The sequence below is a fragment of the Allobosea sp. 01N443 genome, assembly GCF_056399325.1.
On sequence record NZ_JBFTRC010000298.1, the window covers coordinates 1 to 7,294 of the forward strand.

Genomic DNA, 7,294 nt, shown 5'->3' on the forward strand with positions numbered 1-7,294 from the left:
GTGTGAATCGGGCTAAAAGCGGCGTTCCACGATCATGCCGCTGGGAGCCGCTTGACTTTCGACGTCAAACACTCGGCTAAATGGCATTGTTCCTTGGAACGCCCGCACCCCTCGGGGTAGCCCAGCCCTTAAGTGGGTATCGCCGCTCCCAAGCGGCCTTTCAACGCAACGAACACGCCCCTCCGGGGGTGAAAGAAAACGCTTGCCCAATTTGGGCAATTTGAAAGCGCGCCATTTGGCGGCGAAAGGGTATGACTATGTCAACGCGCAAGAAGGCAATGACCCAGAAAACGAAAGAGATCGTGATAGAGTCGGTTCTTCGCTCGATGCTACTCAATCGAGAATCGATTTCTGATAACGTTTCTCGAATTTCAATGCAGAATTTTTGCGACACGATAGAGCAATGTCGGATCGACGCTAAAACACTCGCAATTGCTTGCTACAGAGAAGTTGGCGACGACTGCGAAATCAGGCGGTCATTTCTTTATGAAATAGACAATTCCGTCAGTGAGTATTTTGGGGACGATTATGGAATGCAATTTCTCGAGTGTTCTACCGAGATAAATGCTCGATACCGACACGCCGCATGGGCTGCCTCTCGAACTGCCAGTTGATCCCGTTTTCGATCGGCGTTCAACGTAGAGATCCGTGTCGCCAAGGGGCGCGCTAGGTCCGATCGCAGAGACGGACGCCGGGCCTTCTGGGCTGGGGGGCTTTGACTACGGCCCGGMGTCCTGCGCCGCATCGCTGTGGCGGTCGCGCCATGTGCTGGGCCGGCATGGTGAAATTAGGGCGGCGCGGTCCCCGGCACACCGCTTGACTAATCAATGTGTGAATCGGGCTAATTGCGGTGTCCCACGACCGGGGCACGGGGGCGCGGACTTGACTTTTGACCCCATACACTCGGCTATTAGAGGGCATTCCGGCTCGGTTGCAGATCGAGCCAGCCCGAAGGTGAGCGGATGCAACCAGCGAATGACAACACGCCGCTTTACCTGCCTGAGCCTGTGATTGCTCAGCGCGTGCTCGGCCCCAAGTCAAAAACGCAGTGGGACGCGCTCGCGATTGTTTGGGAGCGGGAAGGCCTGCCACGCGTCGACCCCCTGACTGGCTGCAGGCACTGGCCTGCTGTGAGGGCATTCTTGGACCGCAGGCACGGCGTGCACCAGACTGCTCTGCCCTCCTCGGCAGACGGCTTGGAGAATTGGGGATGACCGACACGCCAGGCCTTAAGCGGAAGCGCAACCGAGACGGTTCCTACAGAGAATATTGGGAGGCTCGCTCTGATCTCGTTAAGCGAGGCTACCAACCTAAGGCCGTTCGCCTTCACTTCCCCGATACCCCACAAGGTCAGGAGCAGAAGTCTTCCCGCTGTAAGATCCTGCAGGCCGAAATGCTTGCATGGGCTTCCAGCGGTCAACGCGCTGCGCCTGGCTACGACGGGACGATGCTGAGCTTGTCACGCCTATTTCAGATCAACGACGACTCGCCGTTCCGAACCATGAAGTGGAGCAGCCGAGACAACGTTCTGAAGTCGCTGACCATCATAGAGAAGAGCGTCGCTGATCGGCAGATCGCGAAACTGCTCGGTCCCGACTTCAAGCGCTGGCACGCGCGTTTCGGCGCGCCAAAGGCGCCCGACGCACCTCCCCGCCCCTGGCGCGCCAAGCATGCGATGGATGCCGTTCGTCAACTTATCAGCTATGGCGTCACGCTGGGTTACGACGATTGCTTCCGCGCCGACACGATCCTTTCGAAGATCCGCTTTAAGTCGCCTCCGGCCAGGACAGCCGTAATGACCGTCGAGCACGTCGATGCAGTGCGGGCGACCGCGCATGCGGAAGGTTGGCCCTCGGTCGCGCTGGCCACTGCGCTCCAGTTCGAACTCGCGATGCGACAGAAGGACGTCATCGGTGAATGGGAACCGGCCGAGACGGAGGGCGGAATCTTTTACAAAGGGCGCCGTTGGGTGAACGGCCTGCTCTGGTCCCACATTGATGCAAACCTGATCCTTCGCAAGGTTCACACGAAGACTGGTTTCGCCGTTGAGCACGACCTGAAGCTTCACCCCACTGCTCTGGCGGAGATTGCCCGCGTACCCTTGTCGAAGCGCGTTGGTCCTATGATCATCGCCGAGCGGACAGGCGAGCCGTACAAGCATCGAAACTTCACTGATCGCTGGCGCGCCATCGCGAACAAGGCTGGAGTGCCCAAAGGTGTCTGGAACATGGACGCTCGAGCAGGCGCAATTACTGAAGCGTACGACCTCGGCGCGGCAGAGACCGACGTCATGAAATCAGCCGGTCATAAGAACCGCCAGACCAGCGCCAGATACAATCGCGGCACCATTGAGCAGACCAGCCRTGTTGCCCAACTTCGGCTCGCAAAACGTTCCAAGAACGAACTATGAGGGACGTGGCAGGGACGTTTGGGGGATGAGCCGGGTAAGCGCTTGATTATATGTAGAAATTAGAAAAGGAGGAACACATCCGCATCCTCTTCCTCGACAAGAAGAACGCGCTGATCGCCGACGAGGTCCAGCAGACCGGAACGGTCGACCACACTCCCGTCTACCCCCGCGAGGTGATGCGCCGCGCCCTGGAACTCTCAGCAAGTGCGATCATCCTTGTCCATAACCATCCGTCAGGCGACCCGACCCCCTCGGGCGCCGACGTGAAGATGACGCGCGATCTCGTCGATATCGCAAAGCCCCTCGGCATCGTGATCCACGACCACGTCATCGTCGGCCGCGATGGCCATGCGAGCTTCCGGGGGCTGGGGCTGATCTAAGGCATCGGCCCGAAAAGTGGATTGTGGTTTTCGGGAAAGCCGATGCAATCACAGAAGGTTAGGTCATCGGATTGGATACGATATCCGATCCGAGGATCAAGGCGGCGCGAAGCCTCGCGCCGCCTTGATCCTGCTCAGTCTCTGTCTCAGGTCTGGCGGAACTGAGCACCGAACTCCTTCATGCGGCCGACATAGTAATCAGGAGCCAGGATCGATTCCGGCAGATAGAGGCCGGGCTGCGGAGCGGCGCCGCCTGCGAGTCCCAGCATCCTTTCGACGGCGAGCGCGACGCCAAGTGCAGTCAGGGGCGCCTGGCCATCGGGATGGACGATCTCGTGGCGCATCGTGCTGCGCTGGCCATTCCTCAGCACGCCGTCGATCGCGATCGTGATTTCGGTCGAGAAGGGCTCGCCACGGCGGCGGCTGGCGGATTCGGAGAAGGCAAGGTCGAGCCGCACCGATCTGGCATCGGTCACCGCGGCGAGGCTGACGATATCGAGTGGAGAATAGGCGGTTGCGTCGAGCTCGACACCATCGACGCTACGATAGCGCGCCTTGGCATCCTCACCATTGACCCAGCTGAACTTGCCGCCCGTCAGCGTCAGCGCGGCCGGTGCCGCTCCCGTGATGCGGTTGTAGTCCGTCAAGGCCGCCGGGCCACCCATATCCTGCTCGTCGAGCAGTGCGCCGATCGCAATGGAATCGATCGTGCGGAAATCCTTGGCAATGACCAGGGCCGGAAACACCGCAGCACCGGCCAGCCACTGGCTTGCGAGAAGCACCGGGGCCTTCGTTGCCGCGTGAATGAACTGCGCGACCTCCGGACCGATCTCGAAGGTGCCGCTCGATACGCTGATATAGGGGATACCGTGATCCTGCGCGTAGCGCATCGAGTTCAGGCCATCGTCCTTCACGAAGACGACTATGGCGCTGTACTGCGCTCCCTCCGGCTGGCCGAGGTCCCGGCGGTCAAGATCGCCCCGCGTCGCAATCGCGCCCCCGACCTTCTGAGCAACCACCTGCGCCTTGGCGAGATCGCGCCCGCCGATGGCGATCGGAAGGTCGAATTGCAAGCGGCGCAGCGCTGCGGCCGCCTGGCCGCCTACGACGCCCGATCCACCAATGATCAGGACGGGGCGTTGGGGGGTGGACATGGACAAATCTCCTGGAGCGCCAAGCCGCGATCGGTCTATTGATCGCCTACTAAAAGTAAGTTACCTTTAGTAGGATTGCATAGAAGCATTGTCAACTGCGCTGCAAGGGGAGAAGCGGAGACGCCGATGTCGACGGGATCTGCGAAGAAGCTGCCCAGGGTGGAGCGCCGCGAGCAGTTGCTCGATTGCGCCATGACGATGGTGGGCGAAGACGGCGCAGACGCGCTGACGCTCGGGCGCGTCGCCGAACGGGCCGGCGTCAGCAAGCCGGTGGCCTATGATCATTTCGGCTCGCGCGAGGCATTGATGATCGCGCTCTATTGCCGGATCGACGAACAACAGGGCGGAGCACTGGCGGAGGCCCTCGACCAACTGGAGCCGCGCCTCGACAAGGTCGCACGCGCGGTCGCCGAATCCTATCTCTCCTGCGCAACGTCGATCGGCCCGGAATGGCACTCGCTTTCAGCCGCCCTCAAGGGCACGGAAGCGATGGAGGCCGTCCAGCGGGAGCTCGTCGACGGCTATATCTCACTCTATCGCGAGGCACTGGCTCCCTATGCCGGCCAGCTCCCCGCAGAGGACCTGCACCTACGCTGTGTCGCGATCCTAGGAGCTGCCGAATCCGTGTCAGGCGAGGTGCTGCGCGGCGAGGCCAATGAGGCAAGAGCGACCGAATTGCTGGCCGCGCTGATCGTCCGGCTGATCGGTAAGTCGAGCAGCGCATCTTCAGGCGAGGACGCATCGTAAACCGCACCATCCCGCACCAGGCCCAATGCGCCCAGGCCCGCCTGCACCTCGGCCACGTTGCAATCGGCCCGAATGCTGCCCAAGGATTGGGCAGGGCTCGATTTATCCGACCTTTGCCGTCTATGGCGACGAAGAATCCACCGAACGGCTGATCCCGTTCGACATCATCCCGCGCGTCCTGACCAAGCCGGAATGGGCCAAGCTCGAGAAAGGCCTGCGCCAGCGCGTCACCGCTCTGAACATGTTCCTCGCCGACGTCTACGGGCCGAAGGAATGCCTGAAGGCCGGGATCATTCCGCCGGACCTGGTCTACCGCAACGCCTGCTACCAGTTGGAGATGGTCGACTTCCAGGTGCCGCACGGCATTTACTGCCATATCGCCGGCATCGACATCGTGCGCGTCGACGCCGACACATTCTATGTGCTCGAAGACAATGCCCGCACCCCCTCCGGGGTCTCCTACATGATGGAGAATCGCGAGGTGATGCTCCGGCTCTTCCCGGAGCTCTTCGCGATGCACCGCGTCGCACCGGTCGACAACTATCCCGACCAGTTGCTCGCGACCCTGCGCTCGGTCGCGCCGCGCCGCGCCTCGTCAGATCCGACGATCTGCCTGCTCACGCCCGGACAGTATAATTCGGCCTTCTACGAGCACTCCTTCCTCGCCGACAAGCTCGGCGTCGAGTTGGTCGAGGGCTCGGACCTGCTGGTCAAGGACGATGTCGTCTATATGCGCACGACGCAGGGGCCGAAGCGCGTCGATGTGATCTACCGCCGCATCGACGACGACTTCATCGACCCGCTGGTCTTCCGCGGGGATTCGGTGCTTGGCGTGCCGGGCATCATCGGCGCCTACAAGGCGGGAAATGTTACGCTCGCCAATGCGGTCGGCACCGGCGTCKCCGACGACAAGGCGGTCTACAGCTACATGCCGGAGATCGTGAAGTTCTTCACCGGCGAGGAGCCGATCCTGAAGAACGTCCCGACCTTCCGCTGCCGCGAGCCGGAGGCCAATGCTTATGTGCTCGACAATCTCGACAAGCTCGTCGTCAAGGAGGTCAACGGCTCCGGCGGCTATGGCATGCTTGTCGGCCCCCATGCCAACAAGGCCCAGATCGAAACATTCCGCAAGAAGCTGAAGGCCCAGCCGGAAGGCTTCATCGCCCAGCCGACGCTGGCGCTCTCCACCTGCCCGACCTTCGTCGCCTCCGGCGTCGCACCGCGGCATGTCGACCTGCGGCCCTATGTGCTCTCCGGCGCCAACGGCATTTCCTGCGTGCCCGGCGGCCTCACCCGCGTTGCGCTGAAGGAAGGCTCGCTCGTGGTCAATTCCAGCCAGGGCGGCGGAACAAAGGACACCTGGGTGCTCGATGCATGATGGCAACAGCGCATTTCCGCATTCCCGCTTCCAGGACGCAGCCCCGCGCATTGCGAAAAGGCCGGATCTGACCATGCTCTCCCGCACCGCCGACAGCCTCTACTGGGTCTCCCGCTACGTCGAGCGCGCCGAATATCTCGCCCGCATCCTCGATGCGACGATGCGGCTCACCAACCTGCCCTCGTCCTATGGTGGCGCCGGGACCGAATGGCACAGTGCGGTCGCGACCGCCGGTTGCGAAGAGACCTTCGCCAAGGCCTATGGCGAGGCGAATGAGCGCAATGTCTGCGATTTCCTCACCTTCAACCCGGATAACCTGTCCTCGATTCGCAATTGCTTCGCGCTGGCCCGCTCGAATGCTCGTGCGGTACGCACCGCGCTCACCTCGGAAATGTGGGACGCGCTGAACAGCGCCTGGCTGGAACTGCAACGGTTCGAGAAGAAGCGCATGGACCGCGAGGAGTTCGCCCGGTTCCTCGACTGGGTGAAGAACGTCTCACTGGTCTTCGACGRCTCGGCCTACCGGACCATGCTGCGCGACGACAGCTACTGGTTCTCGCGGCTCGGCGTCTATATCGAGCGCGCCGACAACACCGCCCGCATCCTCGACGTGAAATACCATGTGCTGCTGCCCGAGAGCGAACAGGTCGGCGGCTCGCTCGACTATTTCCAATGGACCACGGTGCTGCGCGAGGTCTCGGCACTGACTGCCTATCACTGGGTTTATCGCGAGGCCGTGAAGCCGCAGCTGATCGCCGATCTGCTGATCCTCAACCGCCGGATGCCGCGCTCGCTCGCCGCCTGCTACGAGAACATCTCACGCTTCCTCGACGCTCTCGGCGATGCCTATGGCCGGCACGGCCCGGCTCAGCGCCAGGCTCGCAAGACGCTGGCAAGCCTTTCGAACGCGCGCATCGACTCCGTCTTCCAGCACGGGCTGCACGAATTCATCGAGGATTTCATCAGCGAGAACGGCCGCCTCGGCCTCACGATCTCGGAGCAGTATCTGCAATAAAGAACGCGGCGGGCTCGCCTGCCCGCCCGCAGAACACTAGATATGGACCGGAAACCAACGCGCCCGTCGAGACAGCGATCGCCCATGCGGATCAGGATTTCCCACTCGATTACCTATGCCTATGACGAGCCCGTACGCCAGCTGACGCAGATTCTGCGGCTGACCCCGCGCGATCATGACGGCCAGCATGTGATGTCCTGGCGCATCGAG

At 61.9% G+C, this 7,294-nt stretch carries 6 protein-coding genes and 1 pseudogene; 6 read left to right on the plus strand and 1 reads right to left on the minus strand.

The genetic code is table 11. From position 1 onward, the window contains the following. Positions 1 to 1,210: 1,210 nt before the first annotated feature. Positions 1,211 to 2,410: an integrase gene (locus AC1DRP_RS35015; protein ID WP_476770944.1), complete on the plus strand. Its 1,200-nt coding sequence runs from the start codon at positions 1,211 to 1,213 to the stop codon at positions 2,408 to 2,410. Positions 2,411 to 2,472: 62 nt separating this feature from the next. Further along, positions 2,473 to 2,790 (plus strand): annotated as a pseudogene (locus AC1DRP_RS35020) (JAB domain-containing protein); the annotation flags it as partial. A 146-nt stretch (positions 2,791 to 2,936) separates the two neighbouring features. Here the strand turns inward: AC1DRP_RS35020 and AC1DRP_RS35025 are convergent. Continuing rightward, the gene (locus AC1DRP_RS35025; protein ID WP_476770945.1) at positions 2,937 to 3,944 is read right to left on the minus strand and encodes an NAD(P)-dependent oxidoreductase; all 1,008 of its coding nucleotides are present in this window, start codon (positions 3,942 to 3,944) and stop codon (positions 2,937 to 2,939) included. Positions 3,945 to 4,070: 126 nt separating this feature from the next. Between AC1DRP_RS35025 and AC1DRP_RS35030 the strand changes: the two genes are divergently transcribed. The 4 genes from AC1DRP_RS35030 to AC1DRP_RS35045 form a co-directional block, all read left to right on the plus strand. Further along, on the plus strand, positions 4,071 to 4,691 hold the full coding sequence (locus tag AC1DRP_RS35030) for a TetR/AcrR family transcriptional regulator (RefSeq protein ID WP_441506176.1): 621 nt from the start codon (positions 4,071 to 4,073) through the stop codon (positions 4,689 to 4,691). A gap of 25 nt (positions 4,692 to 4,716) precedes the next feature. Continuing rightward, a complete protein-coding gene (locus tag AC1DRP_RS35035) occupies positions 4,717 to 6,069 on the plus strand; it encodes a circularly permuted type 2 ATP-grasp protein (protein WP_476770946.1) in 1,353 nt (450 codons plus the stop codon). Between the two features lie 73 nt (positions 6,070 to 6,142). Further along, a complete protein-coding gene (locus tag AC1DRP_RS35040) occupies positions 6,143 to 7,084 on the plus strand; it encodes an alpha-E domain-containing protein (RefSeq protein ID WP_476770947.1) in 942 nt (313 codons plus the stop codon). A gap of 84 nt (positions 7,085 to 7,168) precedes the next feature. Next, positions 7,169 to 7,294, plus strand: a 126-nt coding sequence (locus AC1DRP_RS35045) for a transglutaminase N-terminal domain-containing protein (protein WP_476770948.1), incomplete at its 3' end; no start/stop codon positions are given.

Coding starts and splice junctions, on each gene's coding strand:
- AC1DRP_RS35030 (WP_441506176.1), top strand. CDS start 4,071: ATGTCGACGGGATCTGCGAAGAAGCTGCCCAGGGTGGAGCGCCGCGAG.
- AC1DRP_RS35025 (WP_476770945.1), bottom strand. CDS start 3,944: ATGTCCACCCCCCAACGCCCCGTCCTGATCATTGGTGGATCGGGCGTC.